This window comes from Streptomyces sp. NBC_00663, from assembly GCF_036226885.1.
Classification (GTDB): Bacteria; Actinomycetota; Actinomycetes; order Streptomycetales; family Streptomycetaceae; genus Streptomyces.
The window spans coordinates 35,241-59,941 of sequence record NZ_CP109028.1; the positions used below are offsets into that span (position 1 = coordinate 35,241).

General features: G+C 70.3%; 23 protein-coding genes. 10 read left to right on the forward strand and 13 right to left on the reverse strand.

Features of this window, described 5'->3' with window-relative positions:
• Positions 1–87: 87 nt before the first annotated feature.
• Complete coding sequence (locus tag OG866_RS44755; RefSeq protein ID WP_329344713.1) at positions 88–1,209, reverse strand: AfsR/SARP family transcriptional regulator; 1,122 nt, start codon at positions 1,207–1,209, stop codon at positions 88–90.
• A 177-nt stretch (positions 1,210–1,386) separates the two neighbouring features.
• On the opposite strand from OG866_RS44755, the gene OG866_RS44760 reads away from it, so the two are divergent.
• Entirely contained in the window at positions 1,387–2,304 is a 918-nt protein-coding gene (locus tag OG866_RS44760) for an aromatic prenyltransferase (RefSeq protein ID WP_329344714.1), read from the forward strand.
• A 75-nt stretch (positions 2,305–2,379) separates the two neighbouring features.
• On the opposite strand, the gene OG866_RS44765 is transcribed toward OG866_RS44760, so the two are convergent.
• Positions 2,380–3,345, reverse strand: coding sequence for a sigma-70 family RNA polymerase sigma factor (locus tag OG866_RS44765; RefSeq protein ID WP_329344716.1), 966 nt, complete (start codon positions 3,343–3,345; stop codon positions 2,380–2,382).
• Between the two features lie 692 nt (positions 3,346–4,037).
• Between OG866_RS44765 and OG866_RS44770 the strand changes: the two genes are divergently transcribed.
• The 8 genes from OG866_RS44770 to OG866_RS44805 all read left to right on the forward strand — a co-directional run bounded on the left by OG866_RS44770 (position 4,038) and on the right by OG866_RS44805 (position 12,011).
• On the forward strand, positions 4,038–5,105 hold the full coding sequence (locus OG866_RS44770) for a type III polyketide synthase (protein ID WP_329344718.1): 1,068 nt from the start codon (positions 4,038–4,040) through the stop codon (positions 5,103–5,105).
• Positions 5,106–5,135: 30 nt separating this feature from the next.
• Positions 5,136–5,711, forward strand: a complete 576-nt coding sequence (locus OG866_RS44775; RefSeq protein WP_329344719.1) for a cupin domain-containing protein — start codon at positions 5,136–5,138, stop codon at positions 5,709–5,711.
• Positions 5,712–5,717: 6 nt separating this feature from the next.
• Complete coding sequence (locus OG866_RS44780; RefSeq protein WP_329344721.1) at positions 5,718–6,887, forward strand: DegT/DnrJ/EryC1/StrS family aminotransferase; 1,170 nt, start codon at positions 5,718–5,720, stop codon at positions 6,885–6,887.
• Positions 6,884–7,879: a class I SAM-dependent methyltransferase gene (locus OG866_RS44785; RefSeq protein WP_329344722.1), complete on the forward strand. Its 996-nt coding sequence runs from the start codon at positions 6,884–6,886 to the stop codon at positions 7,877–7,879. Before OG866_RS44780 ends, OG866_RS44785 begins: the two co-directional genes overlap by 4 nt.
• Positions 7,880–7,935: 56 nt before the next feature.
• A complete protein-coding gene (gene wrbA, locus OG866_RS44790; protein WP_329344725.1) occupies positions 7,936–8,559 on the forward strand; it encodes an NAD(P)H:quinone oxidoreductase in 624 nt (207 codons plus the stop codon).
• Between the two features lie 93 nt (positions 8,560–8,652).
• A complete protein-coding gene (locus OG866_RS44795) occupies positions 8,653–10,236 on the forward strand; it encodes a class I adenylate-forming enzyme family protein (protein WP_329344726.1) in 1,584 nt (527 codons plus the stop codon).
• 68 nt (positions 10,237–10,304) lie between these two features.
• A complete protein-coding gene (metK, locus tag OG866_RS44800) occupies positions 10,305–11,519 on the forward strand; it encodes a methionine adenosyltransferase (RefSeq protein ID WP_329344728.1) in 1,215 nt (404 codons plus the stop codon).
• Positions 11,520–11,549: 30 nt separating this feature from the next.
• Entirely contained in the window at positions 11,550–12,011 is a 462-nt protein-coding gene (locus tag OG866_RS44805) for a TetR/AcrR family transcriptional regulator (protein WP_329344731.1), read from the forward strand.
• Positions 12,012–12,078: 67 nt separating this feature from the next.
• Here OG866_RS44805 and OG866_RS44810 read toward each other — a convergent pair whose 3' ends face one another.
• The 9 genes from OG866_RS44810 to OG866_RS44850 form a co-directional block, all read right to left on the reverse strand.
• The gene (locus OG866_RS44810) at positions 12,079–12,546 is read right to left on the reverse strand and encodes a PhzA/PhzB family protein (RefSeq protein WP_329344732.1); all 468 of its coding nucleotides are present in this window, start codon (positions 12,544–12,546) and stop codon (positions 12,079–12,081) included.
• A 36-nt stretch (positions 12,547–12,582) separates the two neighbouring features.
• The gene (gene phzG / locus OG866_RS44815) at positions 12,583–13,248 is read right to left on the reverse strand and encodes a phenazine biosynthesis FMN-dependent oxidase PhzG (RefSeq protein WP_329344849.1); all 666 of its coding nucleotides are present in this window, start codon (positions 13,246–13,248) and stop codon (positions 12,583–12,585) included.
• Positions 13,249–13,276: 28 nt separating this feature from the next.
• Positions 13,277–14,116, reverse strand: coding sequence for a PhzF family phenazine biosynthesis protein (locus tag OG866_RS44820; RefSeq protein ID WP_329344735.1), 840 nt, complete (start codon positions 14,114–14,116; stop codon positions 13,277–13,279).
• A 137-nt stretch (positions 14,117–14,253) separates the two neighbouring features.
• Positions 14,254–16,152, reverse strand: coding sequence for an anthranilate synthase family protein (locus OG866_RS44825; protein ID WP_329344736.1), 1,899 nt, complete (start codon positions 16,150–16,152; stop codon positions 14,254–14,256).
• Positions 16,149–16,772, reverse strand: a complete 624-nt coding sequence (locus OG866_RS44830) for an isochorismatase family protein (RefSeq protein ID WP_329344737.1) — start codon at positions 16,770–16,772, stop codon at positions 16,149–16,151. Before OG866_RS44830 ends, OG866_RS44825 begins: the two co-directional genes overlap by 4 nt.
• 36 nt (positions 16,773–16,808) lie before the next feature.
• Positions 16,809–17,999 (reverse strand): 3-deoxy-7-phosphoheptulonate synthase, encoded by a 1,191-nt coding sequence (locus tag OG866_RS44835; RefSeq protein ID WP_329344738.1) that lies wholly within the window; start codon positions 17,997–17,999, stop codon positions 16,809–16,811.
• Between the two features lie 47 nt (positions 18,000–18,046).
• Entirely contained in the window at positions 18,047–18,547 is a 501-nt protein-coding gene (locus OG866_RS44840; RefSeq protein ID WP_329344739.1) for a PhzA/PhzB family protein, read from the reverse strand.
• A 73-nt stretch (positions 18,548–18,620) separates the two neighbouring features.
• Complete coding sequence (gene aroC / locus OG866_RS44845) at positions 18,621–19,805, reverse strand: chorismate synthase (RefSeq protein ID WP_329344741.1); 1,185 nt, start codon at positions 19,803–19,805, stop codon at positions 18,621–18,623.
• A 240-nt stretch (positions 19,806–20,045) separates the two neighbouring features.
• On the reverse strand, positions 20,046–21,143 hold the full coding sequence (locus tag OG866_RS44850; RefSeq protein ID WP_329344743.1) for a polyprenyl synthetase family protein: 1,098 nt from the start codon (positions 21,141–21,143) through the stop codon (positions 20,046–20,048).
• A 273-nt stretch (positions 21,144–21,416) separates the two neighbouring features.
• Here OG866_RS44850 and OG866_RS44855 point away from each other — a divergent pair, with 273 nt between their 5' ends.
• Positions 21,417–22,175 (forward strand): sigma factor-like helix-turn-helix DNA-binding protein, encoded by a 759-nt coding sequence (locus tag OG866_RS44855; protein WP_329344744.1) that lies wholly within the window; start codon positions 21,417–21,419, stop codon positions 22,173–22,175.
• A 78-nt stretch (positions 22,176–22,253) separates the two neighbouring features.
• On the opposite strand, the gene OG866_RS44860 is transcribed toward OG866_RS44855, so the two are convergent.
• Together OG866_RS44860 and qcrB are read right to left on the reverse strand one after the other, a co-directional pair.
• The gene (locus tag OG866_RS44860) at positions 22,254–22,610 is read right to left on the reverse strand and encodes a DUF3099 domain-containing protein (protein WP_329344745.1); all 357 of its coding nucleotides are present in this window, start codon (positions 22,608–22,610) and stop codon (positions 22,254–22,256) included.
• 133 nt (positions 22,611–22,743) lie between these two features.
• Complete coding sequence (qcrB, locus tag OG866_RS44865) at positions 22,744–24,453, reverse strand: cytochrome bc1 complex cytochrome b subunit (protein WP_329344747.1); 1,710 nt, start codon at positions 24,451–24,453, stop codon at positions 22,744–22,746.
• Positions 24,454–24,701 lie beyond the last annotated feature (248 nt).

Below are 24,701 nucleotides of genomic sequence, written 5' to 3' on the forward strand. Positions count from 1 at the left end.
GAGGCATCAGCCGCTGCCGGACGCCTTGGGACAGCGGGGAGGCTATGGCCACGGCCCGCGGCCGCGGGATGGTCCGCGATGCGCGGCCTACAGCTCTGCCAGCTGGGACGAGCGGAAGAAGTCGGGCCTGGGCAGGTGGTCGCGGTGGGTCGGGGGGCGGCGGACGGACCGGCGGTCGGGGACCTCAGGGGGGCGCCGGGTCGCGGCGGACGGGTGGGGGGCCGGGTGCCAGTCCAGGGACGCGGACTGTGTGAGGATCTGCTGCTCCAGGCGGCGCAGGGCCGGGCGCGGGTCGATGCCCAGTTCGTCCGCCAGGCGGCGCTGGTTGGTGCGGAGCACGGCCAGGGCGTCGGCCTGGCGGCCGGCCCGGTAGAGGGCGAGGCCCAGGAGTTCGCAGCCGTACTCCCGCAGCGGGTGGTCCTGGACGAACGCCTCCAGTTCGGCCACCGCGATCTCGTGGGCGCCGACGGCGAGCAGGGCCGCGCACCGGCCCTCGACCACCGACAGGCGCAGCTCTTCGAGGCGGGCCACGTCCGGTCGGATGTAGGCGGTGTCGGCCACCTCGGCGTACGCCTGGCCGCGCCACAGGGCCAGCGCCGCCTCGAACTCGTGGACCGCGCTGCGCGCGTCGCCCCGGTCCAGGGCCTGCCAGCCGGCGACGGAGCGTTCGCCGAACCAGTGCACGTCGACCTCCACGACCCGGGTGTCGAGGAGGTAGCCGCGGCCGTAGGTGCGCAGGACCGTCGGCGGGGTCCGGGGGGCACGGTCGGGTTCCAGGACCCGGCGCAGGTTGGCGACGTAGGCCTGGAGGGAGGAGACCGCGGACGGCGGCGGCTGGCCGGCCCACAGTTCCTCGACGATGGTGTCGACCGCCACCGGCCGGCCCACCTTGCCGACCAGCAGCGCGAGCAGGGCGCGCTGCTTGGGTGCGCCGAGGTCGACGAGCCGGCCGTCGACGAAGGCCTCGATGGGGCCGAGGGCGTGGAACTCGGCGAGGGCGCGCGGCGGTGCGGGCGGGCTTGTTCCGCGGGCGCTGACGACGTCTATTTCCGCCAGTTCCTGGTCGGCCACGACGGTGAATTCGGGCTCGGATTCAAGCTCTCTGGCCACGTACACGCGCAGTTCCTCGTTGGTGCGGCGCAGTTCCTGGATCTCGCGTTCCAGCGCCGCTATGCGCCACGCATTCGCATCGGTCGTGTCGTCAGCCATTCGTGAACTCGCCCCCACTCTCAATTGGGCAGGCAATGCTTCGGCCATTGTGCGTGCCCCATGACGCCGAGGGTCTGTTCGACCAGTCAGCGCCAATCGATCCTCCAGCGGGGTTCAAGGTCGATGCCCGACGCTGAGGCGCGGACGGATCGTCAGGATCGACGCGTGGAGGTTTGAATGTCCGGAGCCGCTGATGTCGAGCGCGTGTACGCGGCCATGGAGGAGGCGGCTGGACTGCTGGGCGTGACCTGCGCACGCGAGAAGATCTACCCGCTGCTGACCGAGTTCCAGGACACCCTCACCGACGGTGTCGTCGTCTTCTCCATGGCGAGCGGACGTCGTTCCACCGAGCTGGACTTCAGCATCTCGGTGCCGACCAGCCAGGGCGACCCGTACGCCACCGTGGTGGACAAGGGGCTGTTCCCGGCGACCGGCCACCCCGTGGACGACCTGCTGGCCGACACCCAGAAGCACCTGCCGGTGTCGATGTTCGCCATCGACGGCGAGGTCACGGGCGGATTCAAGAAGACGTACGCGTTCTTCCCGACCGATGACATGCCCGGGGTCGCGCAGCTGAGCGCTATCCCCTCCATGCCGTCGTCCGTGGCGGAGAACGCGGAGCTGTTCGCCCGCTACGGGCTGGACAAGGTCCAGATGACGTCGATGGACTACAAGAAGCGTCAGGTCAACCTGTACTTCAGCGAGCTGAGCCAGCAGACGCTGGCGCCGGAGTCGGTGCTGGCCCTGGTGCGTGAGCTGGGTCTGCACGTGCCGACCGAGCTGGGGCTGGAGTTCTGCAAGCGCTCGTTCTCGGTCTATCCCACGCTCAACTGGGACACCGGCAAGATCGACCGGCTGTGCTTCGCGGTGATCTCCACCGACCCGACGCTGGTGCCGTCCACGGACGAGCGCGACATCGAGCAGTTCCGCGACTACGGCACGAAGGCGCCGTACGCGTACGTCGGCGAGAACCGCACCCTCGTGTACGGGCTGACGCTGTCGCCCACGGAGGAGTACTACAAGCTCGGCGCGTACTACCACATCACCGATATCCAGCGGCGGTTGCTGAAGGCGTTCGACGCGCTGGAGGACTGAGGTCTTTCGGGAACAGGAATAGGGGGCGGCCCATATGGGCCGCCCCCTATTCCTGTTCAGTTAGGTTCAGTTAGTTCAGTTCAGGATGATGATGTCCAGGCCGGTCAGGTCGGCGCGGATGTCGATGTTGGTGATCAGGCCCTCGGCGATGTCGAAGCGGAACACGGCGTGCGGCACGCCTTCGCGGACGTAGGCGAGGCCCGCGGAGCCGTCGATGAGGGCGGGCACCGGCGCCCAGGAGAGCTTGGAGAAGGCGCGGGTGACGGCGTCGGAGCCGCGCATCTCCTCGGTCAGCCCCGCACCCGTCGCCAGGCCGATGCCGGTGGCCATGCCCATCTGCACGGCCGCGTGGTCGGCGCGGACCACGATGTCCGGGGCGAGGATGGCCAGCAGCGCCTCGAAGTCGCCCTCGCGGGACGCGGTGAGGAAGGCGTGCACGAAGTCGGCCTTGCCGGCCTGGGAGGCTTCGCCGGCCGGGTTGCCCGCCGGGGCGGGCGGGGTCTTCGCCGCCGTGTCCACGTCCACGGCCTCCGGCTTGAGGCCCTGGCGCTGGAAGCGGCGGCGGGCCCGGCTGGCCAGCTGGCGGGCCGCGGCCGGGGTGCGGTCGACGATCGGGGCGATCTCCTCGAAGGGCACCGCGAACATGTCGTGCAGGACGAACGCCAGCCGCTCGGCGGGCGTGAGGGTGTCGAGGATGAGGAACATCGCGGCACCGACCGACTCGGCGAGCAGCGCCTCCTGCTCGGGGTCGGCCGACTCCGCCTCCCGGTGGGGGACGTGGTCGGTCTCGGGGGCGTCCACGAGGTCCTCGCGGCGCGACTTGCGGGACTGGAGCATGTTCAGCGACACCCGGGCCACGATGGTGGTGAGCCAGCCGCTCATGTTCTCCACCTCGCTGGCGTCCGAGCGGGTCACCCGCAGCCAGGCTTCCTGGACGGCGTCGTCGGCCTCCGCCATGGATCCGAGCACCCGGTAGGCCACCGCGCGCAGCCGGGGGCGGTCGGTCTCGAATCGGGCGGCCAGCCATTCGTTTTCGTTCATCAGGTCGCTTCCTCCCAGCAGAGCCTCGCCTGTGTGACAGGCCGCGGCGGGCAAATGTGACGGGCCGCCGACGGAATCCGGCACACATGTGCTGGACGATCCCCTGCCGTACGGTCTTGATTCACTTGAGGCGGTGGGTGCCCGGTGCTCCACGGAGGCCGGAATACATGCTTCCGAAGGGTCGGGAAAGGGGCCTCGCGACTCCCGCGCGGATCGGTGAACGCGCTGGTCAGACGGGGTGTGGCAGGGGGCGTCCTGACCCCTGCCTGAAGCGGGCGGGAGTACGCCTGGAGTCTGGCTCGGGTATGCCTAACAGGCACTTGGCTCGGCTCCTCAGCGCGTGTCACTATTTTCGCACCCCTCGCCTGCCCGAAAACAGCAAGAGGCAACGGACCGAGGGTCGTTCGCCGGTTCCCGCAGGTCGATTCCAGACCCTGCGCACCTGACAGCCGACGGTATCTCCGGACAGCCGAAGTCCTTTCCCGGACTCTCCCGGCCTCATCGCTCTGTTCACGTGCTTCGCCGTGATCGCCTTCCCTGTCCGGCACCCCTGCCACTGAACCATCCGAGGCTCGTCGCCGCCAGCCGCGACCGCTCGGTCTTGAGGCACCTTGTAGCGCTTGCTGAGCAAGCGTGACCCGCCCGCCGCACCGCCCCCGCTGTCGAGACCCCAAGAGAAGTGGATTCCAGATATGCCCAGGCTTTGCAAGCCGGCCATGATGGCGCCGGAACACATCATCACGGTGGAAGAGACTCTGGAATTTGCGGAGAAGGCGCACGCCGGAAAGCCGCAACTGCCCCTGGCTCTGCGCCTGATCCGCAACACCGGCGTGAAGAAGCGGCACATCGTGCAGCCCATCGAGCAGACGCTGCGCCACCCGGGCTTCGAAGAGCGCAACCGCATCTACGAGGTCGAGTCGAAGAAGCGCACCCCCGAGGTCATCGAGCGCGCGCTGGCCAACGCCGATCTGCGGGCCCGGGACATCGACGCGATGATCTACGTGTCGTGCACCGGCTTCATGATGCCGTCGCTGACGGCGTGGCTCATCAACAAGCTGGGCTTCCGCCCCGACACCCGGCAGATCCCCATCGCCCAGCTCGGCTGTGCGGCGGGCGGCGCGGCCATCAACCGGGCCCACGACTTCTGCGTGGCCCACCCGGGCAGCAACGTCCTCATCGTCTCCTGCGAGCTGTGCTCGCTGTGCTACCAGCCGGAGGCCGACGACATCGGCTCGCTGCTCTCCGACGGCCTGTTCGGTGACGCGGTCGCCGCCGCGGTCGTCCGCGGCATCGGCGGCAACGGCATCGAGCTGGAGCGCAACGCCTCCTACCTGATACCCAACACCGAGGACTGGATCTCCTACGCGGTCAAGGACACCGGCTTCCACTTCCAGCTCGACCGCCGGGTCCCCGGCACGATGGAGCCGCTCGCCCCGGTCCTGCGCGAGCTCGCCAAGGACCACAGCTGGGACGCGGGCAAGCTCGACTTCTACATCGTGCACGCCGGTGGCCCGCGCATCCTCGACGACCTCGCCAAGTTCCTGGAGGTCGACCGTGATGTCTTCCGGCACAGCTGGTCGACCCTGAGCGAGTACGGGAACATCGCCAGCGCCGTCGTACTCGAAGCCGCCCGTCGCCTCTTCGAGGAGGACGCCCCGGCCCCCGGCGCCACCGGTCTGATCGCCGGCTTCGGTCCCGGCATCACCGCCGAGATGGCCCTGGGCACCTGGGCTGACGACACCTCCCGGCCCACGTCCTGAGCACCGGTACGAACAGCGGAGGGGACGCGTATGACCGACCTCATCCTCCCGGCGGGCGCCGGGCGCAAGCTGGTCACCCGGGCACAGGAGGTGACCTTCAAGGCCACGAAGGAGATGGGCTCCTCCGTGTCGATCTTCGAAGTGGTCGTGCCGCCCGGCTTCGACGTCGGGGCCCATTTGCACGGTGACGCCCAGGAGTTCTTCTACGTCCTCGAGGGCGAGCTCGACCTGCTGTGCTTCGAACCGACCGAGCGCACACCGGACAGCTGGCACGACTGGGTGTCCCCCAAGGGCGACCGCGTGATCCGGGCGAGCGAGGGCGGCTGCATGTTCGTGCCGCCCGGCACTCCGCACGCGTTCCGCAACGCCACGGACAGGCCGGTGAAGATGCTCTTCCAGTGCCTGCCCTCGCCCATCCACGAGGACTACTTCGAAGAGATCGCGGAGATCTGGTCGCGCGGCACCACGGTGGACGCCGCGGCCGTGGAGGCGATGCGCAAGCGGTACGACGTCGAGCAGCTGACGCCGCTGCGCTACGACCCGCCCGCTCTGCACATCCCCGGCCAGAAGACGCACGCGACGCACGTGAAGCAGAGTGGGAGCTGACCCCAGATGGAACCGATATCGCTCGTCCACGCGAGCCTCGGCGAGGAGGAACTGGCCGCCGTGGCCGAGGTGTTCGCCTCCGGCTGGCCCGCGGGACAAGGCCCCAAGGGCAAGGCCCTGGAGGCCCAGCTCGCCAAGAAGTACGGCGTCGGTGACGCCGTGGCCCTCGCCAACTGCGGAGCCGCGCTGCACCTGGCGATGCTCGCGCTCGGCGTGGGCCCCGGCGACGAGGTGATCGTCGCCGACTACGGGTTCCCGGCGCCCGCGCAGGCCGCGCTGTACGTGGGGGCGACGCCGGTCTTCGCCGACGTGCGGCCCGACACCTACACGGTCGACCCGCAGGCCGTGGCCGACCTGGTGACCCCGCGCACCGCGGGCATCGTCGCCATCGACACGGTGGGCATGCCCGCCGACTACACGGAACTCCAGGAGATCGCCGACCGGCACGGGCTGTTCCTCATCGAGGACGCCGCCTGTGCGGTCGGCGCCACCTACCAGGGCCGGCAGGCCGGTGCGCTGGCCGAGATCGGGTGCCTGTCCTTCCACGGACGCAAGGGCGCCTCCAGCGGTGAGGGCGGCGCACTGCTCGCCCACGACCCGGAGATCGGCAAGGACGCGCGGCTGCGGTCCTCGTTCGGCATCGGGAGCATCTTCGACATGGGCAAGGTCGTGGGCCTGCCCGTGCCGACGTTCACCGAGGTCGGCTACAACTTCAAGCTGTCCGACATCGCCGCGGCGATCCTCCAGGTGCAGCTCGGCCGGATCGACGAACTGCTCGCCCGCCGCAGCGCGGTCGCCGCGCAGTACGCCGAACTCCTCGCCGACGAGGACCTGGTGGGCACCCCGACGGTCCCCGGCGACCGCACCCACGCCTGGCAGACGTACATGGTGACGCTGGACGCGGGCGTGGACCGTGCCGCGGTCGCCGCGGAGCTGCGCGGCCAGGGCATCGGCTGCCAGCAGGGCACCTGGGCCGGCCATGTGCAGCCGGTGTTCAAGGCACAGCAGACGTGCCCGGTCTCGGCGGACCTCTTCGCCCGCCAGCTCTCCATCCCCATGCACGCCGAACTCAAGCCCCACCAGGTCGAGCGGGTCGTCGCCACGCTGCGCAGCGCGGTGCACACCCACTCCACCGCCACCTCGCCCGCCACTTTCGCCCTGGGAGGGGCAGCATGACCAACAACCAGCCGTCACCTGTCGGCATCATGCGGCTGATCAACGGTTACTGGGCCACCGGTGTCCTCGCCGCAGCCGCCACCCACTCGGTCTTCACCCACCTCGCCGACGGCGCGGACACCGCCGACGAGCTGGCCCGCCGGGCCGCCATCGCCGAGCGCGGCGCCCAGACCCTCCTCGACGGGCTGGTCAGCATCGGCCTGGTCGAGCTGCACGAGGGCCGCTACCGCAACACCCCCGAGGCGGCCACCTACCTGGTCGAGGACACTCCGGTGTCGCTGGCCCCGTTCGCCCGGCTGAAGCTGGGGCACACGGGGTCGCTGACCGACCTGGCCGAGGTCGTCCGGGTCGGCGGGCCGATCAAGGACGTGGTCGTCGAGGTCGCCAACAACCCGCACTGGGAGGGCATCGTCACGGCGATCGCCGCGCAGTCGGTGCCCGCCGCGGGGGTCGCCGCCGAGGTGCTCGGACTGGCCGACGCCGGGGAGATCTCGATCCTCGACGTGGGCGGCGGCTCGGGCATCTACTCGGGGATCTGGCTGGAGGCCAACCCGGCCGCCAAGGCGACCCAGCTCGACTGGGAGCCGATCAACGAGATCGCCCGCCGGCTGCTCGACGAGCGCGGGGTCGGGGACCGGTTCACCACGCTCAACGGCGACTTCCACACCACCGACTTCGGTACGGCCGAGTACGACGTCGCGGTGTACTCGCACATCGCCCACCAGGAGAGCCCGGAGAGCAACATCGAGGTCTTCAGCCGCCTCCGGCAGGCCCTCAAGCCCGGCGGCACCCTCGTCGTCAACGACTACGTGGTCGACGACGACCGCAGCGGTCCGGCCTTCCCGCTGATCTTCGCCTCGGAGATGTTGCTCAAGACCCGGCAGGGCAGCACCTGGACCCGCAGCGATTACCGCGACTGGCTGATCAAGGCCGGGTTCGAGGACGTCTCGTTCCATGTCGCGGAGCCCGCCACCCTCGTCGTCGCCAAGTAGTCGGCTCCAACAGGCGATCGGCTTCAACAGACAGAGAGCCAGCGAAGGAACCGCACATGGCAGCCGTCAACGTCTCGATCATCTACTACAGCGCCACCGGCAACCTGCACACCATGGCGCAGGCCGCGGCCGAGGGCGCTGAGAAGGCGGGCGCGACCGTGCGCCTGCGCAAGGTCCGCGAGCTGGCCCCGCCGGAGGCGGTCAACTCCAACCCGGCGTGGGCCAAGCACGTCGAGGACACGGCCGACGTCCAGGAGGCCACGCTCGACGACCTGGAGTGGGCGGACGCGGTGCTGTTCGGCACCCCGACCCGCTTCGGCAACGTCTCCAGCCAGCTGAAGGCGTTCATCGACACCGCGGGCCCGCTGTGGCAGCGGGGCGGGCTCGCGGACAAGGTCGTCTCGGCCTTCACCGCGACCGGCACCGCGCACGGCGGCCAGGAGTCCACGATCCTGGCGCTGAGCAACACCTTCTACCACTGGGGCGGCATCATCGTGCCGCCCGGCTACACGGACCCGATCCAGTTCAAGACGGGGAATCCGTACGGGACTTCGTATGTCTCGGGCGCCGGCAACAGCAACGGCGGCCCCAGCGAGGACGTCCTGGAAGCCGCCCGCTACCAGGCCCGCCGGGTCACGGAGACGGCGGCGGCGCTGAAGGCGGGCCGCGCGGCGGCCTAGGCCCCCTCCTGGCGCGTCCCTCACTCCCCCGGTATCCCGCACAGAGCCGGCGACAGCCCGAACCTCCATCGCCCAGCCAAAGGAGACAGCCCGATGAAGGGCTCAACCGCCTACTCATCGATACAGAAGCGCGGCCTGCACATCGGTCTCCTGCCGGAGATGGCCGCGGCCGTGAACCCGTCGACGCCGATCACCCTGGACCACGACCTCGACGCCCTGCCGGAGGTGGGGCGCCGGCTGACGGTGGCCCAGTACGCCGACCACGTCGACGACCTGGCGGCCCGCCTGTGGGCCGCCGGGGTCCGGCCCGACGAGCACGTCTTCATCTACAAGACGGCGGGCGCCGACCACTGGATGCTCGCGGCGGCGATCTCCCGTATCGGCGGGATCGTCGTCAACATCTCCCCCGCCCTGGACCCCGCCACCGTGGGCGTCCTGCTGGAGCGGGTCGGCCGGCCGACGCTGCTCACCGACGGCAACAAGCTCGACACCCTCGCCGAGGTGCCGCTGGCGGACCTCACCGAGCGCGTCATCACCTCGGCCTTCGACCGCCCGGGCGCCATCTCGCTCGGTGAACTCGCGGGCGCCCCGCGGGTGAAGCCGGTGGTCCGGCCGATCGACGAGGCCGCCGTCATCACCCACACCTCCGGCACCACCGGCATCCCCAAGCTCGTGGTGCACACCCCCCGCACCCAGGGCATCCGCCTGCTTCCGCAGTGGCGGCTGCTGGCCCTGCTGCGCAAGAAGGACACCGTCGCCATCCATGTGCCGTTCGTGCACTCGCGGATGGTCGCGGCGATGTCGCTGGCGCTGCTCAAGGAGTACCCGGTCCTGCTGCTGCGGGAGACGGACCCCGCGGTCGTCGCCGAGCACTTCATCGAGCACCGCCCGGCCCTCATCGAGGCGCTGCCCAACTCGCTGATGGAGTGGGAGGGCCTGGCCGAGGACCCGCGGGCGCCCTTCGGGTCGGTCAAGGTCTTCAGCAGCACCTTCGACGCGATCCACCCGGGCACGATGAGCACGCTGCTCAAGGCCTCCGACCGGCGCGGCGCCCTGTTCTTCCAGATCTACGGGCAGAGCGAGGTCGGCCCGGCCGTCGGCCGCGCCTACTTCCGCAACTCCGCGCACAAGGCCAACGGGCGGTGCGTGGGCTGGCAGATGCCGCTGGGCGCGGCGAAGGTGCGGGTCGTCAGCCGCGACGGCCACCGCCCGACCGAGCAGAGCCCCGGCCGTATCGAGGTCGCCTGGCCGGGCATCGCCAAGACGTACTACGGCGAGCAGGAGCGTTACGACGCCAATCGCAAGGGCGAGTGGTGGGGCACCGGCGACGTCGGCTACTTCACCCGGTTCGGCTGTCTGCACATGCTCGACCGCGAGGTCGACATGATCCCGGGCGTCACGAGCTCCCTGGAGATCGAGGACGTCGTCCTGGCCGAGCTGCACGAGCTGAGCGAGCTGGTCGTCGTCCAGGGGCCCAACTCCGAGGCGGTGCCGGTGATCTGCACCCACGGCGACAAGCCGCTGGACCTGGACCGATGGCGTGCCGCGGCGGCCGGGTTCCCGCAGCTGGCCGACCCGGTCCAGATCCCGGAAGCCGAGCTGCCGCGCACCGCGACGCTCAAGGTGCAGCGGCTCGCACTCGCCGACCAGCTCAAGGACCAGCTGACCGACCGCTGAGAAACCGAGGTGGCCGGGGGCTCCCCCCGGCCGCCCTCCGTACCCACCCACTGACGTCTTGGAGTGTCATGTCCCGTCGTCTGTTCACCTCGGAGTCCGTGACCGAGGGACATCCCGACAAGATCGCCGACCGGATCAGCGACACGATCCTGGACGCCCTGCTCACCCAGGACCCGACGTCCAGGGTGGCGGTGGAGACCCTGATCACGACGGGTCAGGTGCATATCGCCGGCGAGGTCACCACCACCGCCTACGCCCCCATCGCGCAGCTCGTGCGCGACGCGATCCTCGACATCGGCTACGACTCCTCCGCCAAGGGCTTCGACGGCGCCTCCTGCGGCGTCTCGGTGTCGATCGGGGCGCAGTCCCCCGACATCGCCCAGGGCGTCGACACGGCGTATGAGTCGAGGGTCGAGGGCGAGGAGGATCTCCTGGACCGTCAGGGGGCCGGGGACCAGGGGTTGATGTTCGGGTACGCGAGTGATGAGACGCCGAGTCTGATGCCGCTGCCGATCGAGCTCGCCCACCGGCTGTCCTACCGGCTCACCCAGGTGCGTAAGGACGGGACGGTTCCCTATCTGCGGCCGGACGGCAAGACGCAGGTCACCATCGAGTACGACGGTGACAAGCCGGTCCGCCTGGACACCGTGGTCGTCTCCTCCCAGCACGCGGCCGACATCGACCTCGACGCCCTGCTCACCCCCGACATCCGGACGCATGTGGTCGAGCCGGTGCTGGCTCAACTCGCCGCCGACGGGATCAAGCTGGAGACCGAGGGTTACCGGCTGCTGGTCAACCCGACGGGCCGGTTCGAGATCGGCGGACCCATGGGCGATGCGGGCCTGACCGGCCGGAAGATCATCATCGACACCTACGGCGGCATGGCCCGCCACGGCGGTGGCGCCTTCTCCGGCAAGGACCCCTCCAAGGTCGACCGCTCCGCCGCCTACGCCATGCGCTGGGTGGCGAAGAACGTCGTCGCGGCCGGGCTGGCGAAACGGTGTGAGGTGCAGGTCGCGTACGCGATCGGCAAGGCCGAACCGGTCGGGCTGTTCGTGGAGACCTTCGGGACGAACACGGTCGCCGTCGAAGCCATCGAGCGGGCCATCACCAGCGTCTTCGACCTGCGCCCCGCCGCCATTATCCGCGACCTCGACCTGCTGCGCCCGGTCTACACCCAGACCGCCGCCTACGGCCACTTCGGCCGCGAACTCCCCGACTTCACCTGGGAACACACCAACCGGGCCGACGCCCTGCGCACCGCAGCTGAACGCAACTCCTGAAACACCGTTACCGAAACACCTGGAGGAAGAATGTCGGAAACCACCGAGGTCGCAGAGCGCTCGGCCCTGGACTCGCTGGGTGGCGCGCTCGGTGACGCCGGCGCCAACGCGCTCGCCGGGGCGCGTGACGAGCTGGCCGAGAAGCTTCTCCGCGCGGCCTTCGTGCTGTGGGAGGACCCGCAGGTGCGGCCCAGGCTGCTCGGGCTCCTGACCGCCGCGGTCAACAGCGACGAGGGCGCCGACCAGATGCGCGGCTTCCTCACCAACCAGCTGTTCGCGCAGGCCGGCAAGTCCATCGGCATCGCCGACATGGACATCTACCAGGCCGCGGAGACCATCGGCGTACCGGCGGTCAACGTCAACGCCGCGACCTCCCAGGTCTGGGGCGTCGTCCTGATGCGCTACATCGTGAAGCTGGAGCCGATCGCCTCCACCCCGGTGGACGAGCTGGTCGCGCTCCTCAAGCCGACGATCCAGCGCTACCTGGGCTGACGGAGGGAAACACAAAAAAAGGGCCGCCCACCTGACAGGTGGGCGGCCCATGACAGCAGGATGCGGGTCAGGACGTGGGGATCCAGTCCCGGCGGATGTGCGGGGTCTCGATGCTCAGCGACTTCATGTGCTCGATCGGGTTGGTGTACTCGCGGCTGGCGGCGATCTTCCCGTCGTACAGGGTGAAGCCGTGGATGAAGTGGTTGCGGTAGCGGCCCTCGGGATAGCCGGGGAAGCGGATCGTGCCCTCGCCGTCGCACTCGACCCAGATGACGGACGGGTCCTGGGTCTCGTAGATCTGGACGTCGTACCACTGCCAGTCGGGCAGCACCTTCAGCGACAGTTCGCCGTGCCGCTTCAGCTTCTCGCGGCCGGTGACGACGATGGGGCGGCCGATGTCGGTGTAGAACAGCGACGCGGTGCCGTCGTCGGTGTAGAGGGTGTACCGGATGAGCCGGGCCTCGGGGCCGGTGCGCATGTACTGCTCGACGGCCTCGCGGTTGCGGGCGCGCAGGTCGTGGTGGTCGGTGAACACCGGTGTGGTGGACGTAGTGATGATGGCTCCCGGGGCTCAGGGCTGGAGCCGGCTGAACTGCCAGCCGGCGTCCGTGCGCTCGTAGTGGAGGCGTTCGTGGAGGCGGTCGACGCCGTTGCCCCAGAACTCGATGCTGGCGGGATCGAGGCGGTAGCCGACGAACGTGGCGGGCCGGGGCAGCGGGCGCTGCGGCTCGCCCAGGTCGAGGGCCTCGGAGCGCAGCCGGGCGAAGTGCTCCAGGTCGTCGAGGGGCTTGCTCTGCCGGGAGACGGTCGTCATGGCGTGGGTGAAGACGGCCCGCGCGAACCACAGGGACTCGGACTCGGCCTCGGAGAGCTGGGTGACCGGGCCGGCGAGGGTGATCTGCTGGGTGGTCTCGCGCCAGTACAGGACGCCGGACGCCCAGGGGTTCTCGGCGAGGTCGCGGCCCTTGCGGCTGTCGGAGTGGGTGATGAACACGATGCCGGTGTCCGTCACCTTGGTGAGGGCGACGATGCGCGAGGAGGCGCGGCCACGGGCGTCGGCGGTGGCGAGGGCCATGGCGCGGGGCTCGCGGACGTTGTGGGTGACGGCGGACTCCAGCCATGCCGACAGCAGCCCCATGGGTTCGGCGGGGGGTGCGATGAACTCGGGGAAGGGCACGTGGAGGTTGCCGGTGAGGGTCTCGGAGCGGCTGGAGCCGCCGCGGGTGGTCACCGCCATGCCGTTGGTGGCGGTGAGCTGGGACAGGTCAGACATGGAGCACCCCTTCGATGGTGACCACTCCGGGGCCCGAGACGTCGACGGAGGTGACGTGGTCGCCCTTGCCGTGGGCGAGCGCGCCCATGGGTGAGGGGCGGCCGATCTCGACGCCCTGGGTGATCTGAATGCGTTGCCCGTACTCGATGAGGCCGTGCCGGGCGAGATGGATGGCGATGGGGCCCGCGGCGGAGCCGGTGGCCGCGTCCTCGACGACGCCGTAGGCGGGCGAGAACATGCGGTTGCGCCAGGAACTGCCTTCTCCGGCATAGCAGTTGGTCGCCATGTCGGGGAAGCGGGCGAGGGCGCGGTGGTCGGGGTCGACCTTCGAGAGGGCTTCGACGCTCTCGAAGCCGACGAGGACGTGCCGGGGGCCGTTGCGGTAGATGTCCACCGGGAGGATGGAGTCGTGGACGCCGAGGGCCTCGAGGAGTTCGTCGGTGCGGTCGAAGGGCTCCCAGACGGGCACCGGCTGCCGCATGCTCGTGGCGACGACCTTGCCGTCGGCGCGTTCGAGGGTGAACGGTACGACACCCATGGCGGTCTCGATGCGCAGCTGGTCGGCGTCGGTGCGGGCACCGAGGGCGATGGCCGTGCCGAGCAACGGGTGGCCGGCGAAGGGCAGTTCGTTGACCGGGGTGAAGATCCGCACATGGGCGTCGGTGTCGTCCTGGCGGGGGCGGAGCACGAAGGTGGTCTCCGACAGGTTCATCTCCCGGGCGATGCGCTGCATCTGCTCGCCGGTCAGGTCGTCGGCCCCGAAGAACACCGCCACCGGGTTGCCGGTGAGGGGTTCGCGCGCGAACGCGTCGACGACGACGTACGTATGCATCTGGTCTCCCAGTGGTTCTGGTGTCGGCGGGTGCCGATGGGTGTGTCGGCAGCTGCCGATGGGGTGTCGGCGGTGCCGGGCCGGCGCTCGGGGGAGGGCGCCGGCCCGGCCGTTCGGGTGCGGTCGCCTCGGGGTTTTCAGGCCCCGTGGGCGGCCTTCGCCGGGGTGAGCAGAGCGGCCAGGCGCGTCCCCACGATGCGCGGTCCCTCTCGGGTGAGCACGGATTCCGGGTGGAATTGCATGGAGGCGAAGCCGGGGCCGCTCAGCGCGTGCACCTCGCCGGTGGCCGCGTCGCGGCTCACCCGGACGGGGCCGATGCCGTCCGCGTGGAACTCGTCGTGGTCGGCGAGCAGGGCGAACGTGTTGTAGAAGCCGACGCGTTCGGGGCCGCCGAACAGGTCGATCGCCTTCTGCACACCCTGGTTGGGTGTGTCCCTGCGGCGCAGCGGCAGCCCGAGGCGCAGGCCGAGGACCTGGTGGCTGAGGCAGACGGCGAGGAAGGGGCGTCCCTCGCGCAGCAGGGTGTCGACGGCCGCGTGCAGGTGGGCCATCTTGGGGTGGGCGAGTTCCTGCGGGTCGCCGGGGCCCGGGCCCATGACGACCAGGTCGTGGCCGTCGAAGGAGTAGGGCTCGTCGAAGCGGCTGACGGTCACCCGCAGGCCCAGGGACCGCAGTTGCTGGTCCAGCATGGAGGTGAAGGTGTCCTCGGCGTCGATGACGAGGACACTGCGTCCGGCGAGTTCGGGGCGGGCCGCCTCGCGGGCTTCGGCGTCGGTGAGCCAGAAGTCGGCGATGGAGGTGTTGCGCTGGCCGAGGGCCTCACGGACCACGGGGTGGTCGGCGAAGCGCTCGGTCTCCGCCGCGCCGCCGAAGGCGGAGACCAGGGCGGCGGCCTTGGCGCGGGTCTCGGCGGCCTCGGAGGCGGGGTCGGAGTGGCGCACGATGGTGGCGCCGACGCCGATGCCGATGCGGCCTTCGGCGCTGATGTCGGCGGTGCGGATGAGGATCGCGGAGTCCATGACCCGCTCGCCGTCCGCGTCCCGCCCGATCAGGGCCGCGGCGCCGCTGTAGTAGGCGCGGCCACCGGGCTCGTACTGGGTGATGGTGCGGCAGGCGCTCTCCAGCGGGCTGCCGGTGACGGTGGGCGCGAACATCGTCTCGTGCAGGATGTCGCGGACGTCGCGGTCGGTACGGCCCTCGATGAAGTACTCGGTGTGCGCGACCTTCGCCATTTCCTTCAGGTACGGGCCGACGACCCGGCCGCCGCCGGGGCAGATCCGGGCCATCATCTTGAGTTCCTCGTCGAGGACCATGTACAGCTCGTCGGTCTCCTTGCGGTCGCCGAGGAACTGAAGGACGCCGGAGAGGGTGGGCCCGGACGAGGGGTAGCGGTAGGTGCCGCTGATGGGGTTCATGACGGCGGTGCCGCCCTGGAGGCTGACGTGCCGTTCCGGGGAGGCGCCGACGAGGATGCGGGTGCCGGTGTGGATGAGGAACGTCCAGTGGGCGCCCGACTCGCGGGTGAGGAGCCGGCGGAACAGGGCGGGGGCGCTGCGCGGGCCGTAGTCGGTGATGTCGGCGACGAAGGTGCGCTTGATGACGAAGTTGGCGCCCTCGCCGGTGCCGATCATCTCCTTGACGATGCGGCGTACGACGTCCTCGTAGGCGGCGTCGTCGACGTCGAAGTCACCGCCGGACAGGGTGGTCGGCACGTCCGGGATGCGGGCCAGGGTCTCGTCGAGGGGCAGCCGCTGCTGGCCGGTGACGGCCATGGCGACGAGCGGGGTGCCGTCGTCGGAGCAGGCGAAGCCCCGTTCGGTGAGCTGCCGGTAGGGCAGGACGACGAGGACCTCGTGGTGGGCGCCGTCCCGTGTGCTGTCCGGCAGGTCGATGTCGGCGAGGGCGGCGGGCAGGGAGACCTCGCCCGTCAGGACCTCGACGACGTCGGGACCGGTGGCGCCGGGGCGGTGCAGCAGCGCGTACGGCTGCTGGGCGGGCCCGTTCAGCGCCTGGTCGAGCAGATCGCCGTACGTCATGCGAACACCTCTTTCGCGGTGAGGACGCGGGCGCAGCGCTCGGCGGCGTAGGTGAGAGCCGAGCGGTGGTACTCCTGGGAGAAGTCCGCTGTGGCGTCCGCGACGAAGAACGGCTGGATGTCGTTGGTGTAGGCCTCGACGGCGGTGGCGAGGACTCCCACGTGGGCGTAGACCCCGCACAGGATGAGCTGGTCGCGGCCGGCGGCCCGCATCCGCTGGAGCAGTTCGGTCTTGAAGAAGGCGCTGTAGCGCCACTTGGTGAGCAGCCAGTCGTCGGCGGCCGGGGCGAGGGCGTCGACGACCTGGCGGTCCTCGGGCGTGGTGCGCATGCCGGGGCCCCAGAAGTCCTTGAGCAGACCGCGCTGTTCGTCGGTCATGCCGCCGGGCTGGGCGGTGTAGGCGACGGGGACACCGAGGGCGGCGCAGCGCTCGCGCAGCTGCGCCGCGCCGCGTATCAGGTCGTCGCGGAGGCTGTCGGGGAACGGTTCGAGGAAGTACCGCTGCATGTCGTGGACGAGGAGGACGGCCCGGGTGGGGTCGGCCTTCCAGGTGACGGCGGCCGGCGGCAGGTCGCCCTGGGCGGGCAGCGGGTACGCGGAGATGGGAGGTATGCCGGTCATGGCTTCGGCTCCTGTTCCTGCTGGGTGCGTGGGGTCTCAGGCGGTCCAGGACTCGACGACGGACATGGCCTGCCGCGCGGTGAGGCGGGGGTCGCAGAAGGAGGTGTAGCGCTCGCCGCCGACGGTGTGGAGGTCGTCCTTGTTGTAGGCGCACTCGGTGACGTCGTCGGGCGTGGTCTCCAGGTGCAGTCCGCCGGCGACACCACCGGCGTCGCGTACGGCGGTGACGAAGCGGGAGACCTCCAGGGCAACGGTCTCCACCAGGCGGGTCTTGTGGCCGCTGGGCGCGTTGACAGTGTTGCCGTGCACCGGGTCGGTCAGCCAGATCGCCGGGTGGCCGGCCTCGCGCACGGCCTCGACCAGGCGCGGCAGCCGGTCGGCGACGTTGCCGGCGCCCATCCGCGCGATCAGGGTGAGCTTGCCCGGGTCGCGCCACGGGTCGAGCCGCTCGCACAGCGCCAGCAGCTCCTCGGGCTCCATGGAGGGACCGACCTTGCAGGCGACCGGGTTGCTGACCTGGGCGAGCATGGCGACGTGGGCGCCGTCGACCTGACGGGTGCGCTCGCCGATCCACGGCCAGTGGGTCGAGCCGAGGAACAGCCGGCCCTGCTCGTCCACGCGGAGCATGGGCACCTCGTAGTCGAGGAGCAGCGCCTCGTGGCTGGTCCACACGCGGGGGTTGACGACGTCGCGGCCCGCGCCGCGCTCACGCCAGCCGAGGTGGTCGACGACGTCGCTGGCGGCCATGTAGCCGGTGAGGATGCGCAGCGGGTCGGCGCGCCGGCTCTCGGCGTCCGCCTCGGGGGCGTTGACCATGTGCCCACGGAACGAGGGGAGTTCGACGCCGTCGATGACCTCGGTGGGCTTGGAGCGGGGCTTGGCGAACTGGCCCGCGATACGCCCGGCGCGCAGGACGGGCTTGCCGGTGATCAGGCCGAGGGCCCCGGCGAGCAGGTCGAGGACGGCGACCTTGCGGGCGACGTGCTCGGGGGTGCAGTCCTGCGGGTCCTCGGCGCAGTCCCCGGACTGCACGACCAGGGCCTCGCCGGCCGCGACCTTGCCGAGCAGGGTGCGCATGGTGGCCACGTCGTCGGGCTGTACGAGGGTGGGGCGGGAGGTGAGTGCCTCGCCGACCCGGCTCAGCTGGAGCAGGTCGCTCCACTCGGGCTGCTGCAACGCCTCGCGGACACGGATGTCCCGGGTGACGTCCTTCACGACTTCGTTCATGCCGATCTCCGATCCAGCGGGGTGGTCGTTCGTGCCAGGGGGCGTCATCAGGTGGGGATTCCGGTGCGCTTGATCTCGGGGACCGGAATGCCGAGGGCGCGCAGCTGCTGGAACGGGTTCATGAACTCGCGCTGGCGCTTGATCTTCCCGTCCTCGAACTCGAAGGAATGCAGGAAGTGGTTCTCGTAGAGGCCCTCGGGGTAGTCCCCGAAGCGGATCTTGCCGCGGCCGTCGCACTCGACCCAGAAGTGGTTGGGGTCGTCCGTCTCGAAGATCCGGACGTTGTACCACTCCCAGTCCGGGAAGCACTTCAGGGACCACACGGCGTGCTCACCGAGCCGGTCGCGGCCGTGGGTGGCGACGGGTGAGCCGGTGTCGGTGGTCCACAGTCCGCCGACACCGTCCTCGGTGAACAGCTCGTGCCGGCGCAGCCGGTCCTGCCCGAGGGTCTTCATGTACTGCTCGACGATGGCGCGGTTGTGGCTCCGCACCTCCGACGCGTCGGTGAATTCGGCGGATGCCGCCTTGGTGCCTACGGATTCGGACACGGTCAACCCCTGTTTGTGTGCGCGGAAAAGGTGGTTGCGGGAGCTGCGGAGAAGGTGCGGCAGCGGGGAACGTTCAGCTGATGTGCAGGTGGTCGAGGTAGGACTGGACGTTGCGGCGGGTCTCGACGACGTTGTCGCCGCCGAACTTCTCGGCGACCGCGTCGGCGAGGACGAGCGCGACCATCGCCTCGGCGACGATCCCGGCGGCCGGGACCGCGGAGACGTCGGAGCGCTGGTGGTTGGCGGGGGCGGCCTCGCCGGTGGTGACGTCGATGGTCTGGAGGGCGCGGGGCACGGTGGCGATGGGCTTCATCGCGGCGCGCACGCGCAGCAGTTCGCCGGTGGTCAGGCCGCCCTCGGTGCCGCCGGAGCGGCCGGAGACGCGGCGGATGCCCTCGGGCGTGTTGACGATCTCGTCGTGCGCCTTGGAGCCGGGCACGCGCGCGAGCTCGAAGCCGTCGCCGATCTCGACACCCTTGATGGCCTGGATGCCCATGAGCGCACCGGCGAGGCGGGCGTCCAGCTTGCGGTCCCAGTGGACGTGTGAGCCGAGGCCGACCGGGACGCCGTAGGCCAGGACCTCGACGACACCGCCGAGGGTGTCGCCGTCCTTGTGGGCCTGGTCGACCTCCGCCACCATCGCCTTCGACGTGTCCGCGTCCAGGCAGCGCAGCGGATCGGCGTCCAGCTTCTCCACATCGGCCGGGGTCGGGTACACACCCTGCGGCGCCTTCACCGAACACAGCTCGATGACATGGCTGACGATCTCGATCCCGGCCGTCTCCTTCAGGTACGACCGGGCGACCGCGCCCAGCGCCACCCGCGCCGCCGTCTCACGCGCCGAGGCACGCTCCAGGATGGGCCGAGCCTCGTCAAAGCCGTACTTCTGCATCCCCGCGAGGTCGGCATGACCGGGACGCGGGCGGGTCAGGGGCGCGTTTCGAGCGAGCCTGGCCAGGATCTCCGGGTCGACGGGGTCGGCCGACATGACCTGCTGCCACTTGGGCCACTCGGTGTTGCCCACCATGACGGCGACCGGCGAGCCGAGGGTGAGGCCGTGCCGGACGCCGCCGAGGAACGTCACTTCGTCGCGCTCGAACTTCATGCGCGCGCCGCGGCCGTGGCCGAGGCGGCGTCTGGCCAGGTGGTCCGCCACCATCTCCGTGGTGATCGGCACGCCGGCGGGAAGGCCCTCCAGTGTCGCGACGAGCGCGGGACCGTGGGACTCCCCCGCGGTGAGCCAGCGCAACCTGCTCATGGGCATGCGTTCTCCACAGATCGAAATACGGTGTCGAAAGGGGAGCTGGGCCGGGAGGGCAGCTTGTGCCTCTACGAACCGGCGGACAGGACGTCAACTCACTGCCGCGGATGCGAATTTGGGCAGGGAGGACGTGCAAAAATTGTGACACGCATCTAATGCGAAAACCAAGAGCCCCTTGAGGTGACCTGAGTCACCCAAGGGGCTTTTATAGAGCGGGAGTTGAGCAATTTCCAAGGATTACGACGTCCGCTGGGTGGCGCTGATCGCCATCGCGGTCAGTTCGTCCTTCGCGTAGTCGGTGGCGCTGCTCGACCGCAGTGCGGCGAGCGCGCGCTCGGTGCGCCGGGTGATGTCGCGCTCCACGTGGTCCACCGCGCCGACGTCGGTGATGACGGCGCGCATCGCGGTGAGCTCGTCGTCGGTGATCGGGGTACCGATCTTCGTGCGGAGGAACTTCGCGGCGTCCGGGTCGCGCTGGTCGGCGTACTTCAGCGCCGCCGCGAACAGCACGGTGCGCTTGCCCTGGATGAGGTCGCCGCCGGACGGCTTGCCGGTCTCCTCGGGGGTGCCGAACACACCGAGCAGGTCGTCGCGCAGCTGGAAGGCGATGCCGATGTCGCTTCCGAACGCGCGGTAGGCGGCGATGAGTTCGGCGTCCGCGCCGGCGATGGCGGCGCCGATGTGCAGCGGGCGTTCCACCGTGTACGAGGCCGTCTTGTACTGGTTGACGCGCTGGGGCGTGTCGATGTCCTCCTCGCCCGCCGCCTCGGCCGTGACGTCGAGCAGCTGGCCGCACAGCACCTCGGTGCGCAGGGCCGACCAGACCGGGACGACCCGGGCCAGCGCCGGTGCTGGCAGCCCGGAGGTGTGGACGAGGTCCTCGGCCCAGCCCTGGGCGAGGTCTCCGGTCAGGATCGCGGCGCCCGTGCCGAAGAGTTCCGCGTCGCCGTTCCAGCAGCGGTCCCGGTGCAGGCCCGCGAACATCACGTGGGCGGCGGGCGCGCCGCGGCGGGTGGGGGCGGCATCGACGACGTCGTCGTGGATCAGGGCGGCGGCGTGGAACAGCTCCAGGGCGGCGCCGACACGGGCCACCGACGCGGCCGTGGCACCGCCCGCCGTGCCGTCGGCGTTCTCGTCGCCTCCGGCGCCGAGCCAGCCGAGCCAGGCGAAGGTCGGGCGGACGCGCTTGCCGCCGCGCAGTACATACGTCTCCAGCTCGGTGACCGCGTCGACGCAGGCCGGGCCGATCGCCGCGGCCTCGTCCCTGCGGTCGGCGAAGAACCGGCGGAGCGCGTCCTCGACGGCCTGAACGGGGCTGGTTCGAGTGCTCGTCATTGCGTCAACTTCCCTGAGTGCCATTGGAGTTTGAATCCCGAGTATTGGTGGATTCCCTTGAAATGCGGTCGAGTCCCATTGACACGAATGCCGTACGCCCTCCGACAGTGGATCCTCACTGCATTTGAACTCGAACTTCCGCTGCCGGTAGAGAAATCGGCGGTCGGCGGCTCTTACAGTGGGCTGGGATCCCCCCTCCCCCGAGGCGTGCCCGTCCGTCGCTCCCCCCTGACGGCGGGCACGCCCCCCCGGGGCCATTGCCGAGGAGCCGCTGTGCGCAGAGCCGACGAGTTCACGAAGCTGCGGCCCCTGCTGTACGCGATCGCCTACCGGATCCTGGGCGACACACGTGCCGCCCAGTACGCGGTGCAGGCGGCCTGGCTGCGCTGGATGGCCGCGCCGGCCGAGCCCGCCTCCGTCGAGGGGCATCTGGCGGCCGAGGTCACCCGGATCGCGGTCAGGTCCCTTCAGTCGGCGCGTGTGGCGCGCGGCGAGGTCGTCGGGCCGTTGCTCGCCGACAGCGGGCTGGCGGACCCGGACCGGCCGGCGGAGCTGGCGGACTCGCTGTCGCTGTCGGCGCTGATGGTGCTGGAGCGGCTGTCCCCGCTGGAGCGCGCGGTGTTCGTGCTGCGGGAGGCGTTCGGGTGCGGTGACGAGCGGATCGCGGCGGCCCTCGGGTGTTCCGAGGAGGCCTGCCGTCAGCTGCTCGCCGCGGTCGCGACGGTCAGCGACGGGGGGCGTGAACCGCTGCCGTGGCCCACGTGTGTGGCGGGTGCCGAGAACGTGGCGCGGATACTCGCGGCGATCGTGCCGCCGCTCGGGCGGGTGGGCATCACCCTGGACGAGTCCCTGGTGGGCGACCGGGCCGGCTGGGTCTTCCGCGACCGGGACGGCACCGTGCTGCACGCGCTGGTGCTCGACGTCCAGGACGGGCGGGCGCAGCGTCTCCATCTGGTCGTGCACCCCGGTGGGCATGCCGATCCGGTGGCCGAGGCCTGCGCGATCCTCCGCGAGGCCGACCGGGCACGCTGAGCGGTTGCGACCCGGGCATGCGCCGGGCCGGACACCTTCCTGAAGGTGTCCGGCCCGGCGCTTTTCGTGTGTCGGGGCTCAGGCCGCCGTGTTCTGTTCCGGTGGCAGGACCAGGGTGGGTTCGAGGACGACCCGGGGCGCGGGTTCGGTGACGGGGCGGACCAGTTCGGGCCGTACGCCCCGCTGCTGGCGCCAGCCGGCCTGCGCGGCGACGACCGCGACGTACGGGATGAGGACCCCGCCGGCCAGGGCGCAGACCGCGACGGCCGGCCAGCGGTTCCAGGTGAGTGCCATCACGACGACGCACGCGGTGCGCACCAGCATGGCGGTGACGTAGCGGCGCTGACGGCCGCGCAGGTCCTGGGACAGGCCGGGGCGGGCCCGGGTGATGGACTCGGCCCGGGGCTCGTCCCGGTGCCGCGGCGTTCGGCTCATCGGGCCTCCGTGGATGCTCCGGCACGGCGGCCGGAGGACAAGGGCGGGAAAACAGCGGCGGCGCGGGTGATCCGTCCCCTGATCACCCGCGCCGCCATCTCGTACCGACCCGGTGCTCCGCTCGTGCGCCGGGTCAGTGGACCTGTTGGTTCTGGTGCCGGTCCTGGTCGCGCTCTTCCAGGGCGGCGTGACCGTTGGGTGAGGGGGCGTGGTCGGGGTCGAGGTGTTCCAGGGCGTGCCGCATCTCCTCGCGGGTCGGCTTGGCGATCTGGCCGCCGAACAGCCAGCGGCTGAGCAGATGGCGCCGCTTCTCCTCGCGGACGTTGGGGTTGGGCACGCCGTCGGCGTCGGTGGCCTCGGGAGCCGGCAGGATCTCGGGCATCTCCCGGGACAGCAGGGTGTACTCGGTCTCGCGGTCGAGCCGCTCGTGGACCTCGACGAACTCGCCGTGCGGCAGCCGCTTGATGCGCCCGGTCTCACGGCCGTGGAGCAGCTTGTCGCGGTCGCGGCGCTGGAGGCCGAGGCAGATCCGCCTGGTGATGATGTACGTCAGTGCCGGGACGGCGAAGAGGCCGATCCGTACCGCCCAGGTGATCTGGTTCAGGGACAGATGGAAGTGCTCGGCCAGGACGTCGTTGGCGCCGCCGAAGAACAGCACCAGGTAGAAGCTGACGAAGGCGAGGCCGAACGCGGTGCGGGTGGGCTGTTCGCGGGGCCGGTCCAGCAGGTGGTGTTCCCGTTTGTCGCCGGTGATCCAGGCTTCCAGGAACGGCCACGCGGCGAAGACCTTGATCATGACGGTGGGCAGGATGACCGCCGGCAGCAGGACGCCCATGTTGACGGTGTAGCCGCCGGGCAGCACGAACTCCCAGGCGGGCATGGCACGTAGGGCGCCTTCGAGGAAGCCCATGTACCAGTCGGGCTGGGAGCCCTGGGAGATCTGGTCGGCGCGGTAGGGGCCGTAGGTCCAGATCGGGTTGATCTGGGCGATGCCCGCCAGCAGCGCGAGCACACCGGAGACGAGGAAGAAGAACCCGCCCGCCTTGGCCGTGTAGTGCGGCATCAGGGGCTGGCCGACGACGTTGTTCTCGGTGCGGCCGGGGCCTCGGAACTGGGTGTGCTTGTGGTAGAAGACCAGGATCAGGTGGGCCGCGGTGAGCGCCAGCACGATGCCCGGGATCAGCAGGATGTGGATGCTGTAGAACCGCGGGATGATGTCGGTTCCCGGGTATTCGCCGCCGAACAGGAACAGCGTCAGATAGGTGCCGACCACCGGGATGGCGAGCGTGACGCCTTCGGCGATGCGCAGGCCGGTGCCGGAGAGCAGGTCGTCGGGGAGTGAGTAGCCGACGAAGCCTTCCAGGGTGACCAGGACCAGGATGATGAAGCCGATCAGCCAGTTCAGCTCGCGGGGCTTGCGGAACGAGCCGGTCAGGAAGTGCCGCAGTGTGTGTGCGCACAGCGCGGCGATCATGATCAGGGCCGACCAGTGGTGCAGCTGCCGGATGAACAGGCCGCCGCGGATCTCGTAGCTGATGTCGAGGGTGGAGGCGTACGCCTGGGACATCGGGATGCCCTGGAGCGGGACGTACGACCCGTGGTAGACGGTCTCGCTCATGCTCGGGTCGAAGAACATGGTGAGCCAGGCGCCGGTGAGGATCAGCACGATGAAGCTGTAGAGCGCGATCTCACCGAACATGAACGACCAGTGGTCGGGAAACACCTTGCGGAGCAGGAACCGGAGGCTGTAGATCCCGAGCCGCCCGTCTGCCCAGTCGGCTATCCGTTCGCCCTTGGCTGGTGTGGTGCGCACACTGTGTGGCGCCCTCTCGGTCGTGCTCATACCCGCGCGCCCTCCCGTCGCCGCTCGGCCGTCACAGGCACACCCGGTACGGCCGGCGACCGGCCGTTCATGGAGGTGGCCTGCCGCGGCGCAAGCGGGCCCGTGCCCTGGAGCTGGTGAAACGCTATCGACGCGCGGCAAGGGCGAACAACCGCGCTCAAGTGATACTCAAGTGGCAACTCAAGGGATCCTTGAGAGAGTTGACGGATCTGTGGCCGCAAGTGCTCTGCGTGGTCGGCTGGTTGCTC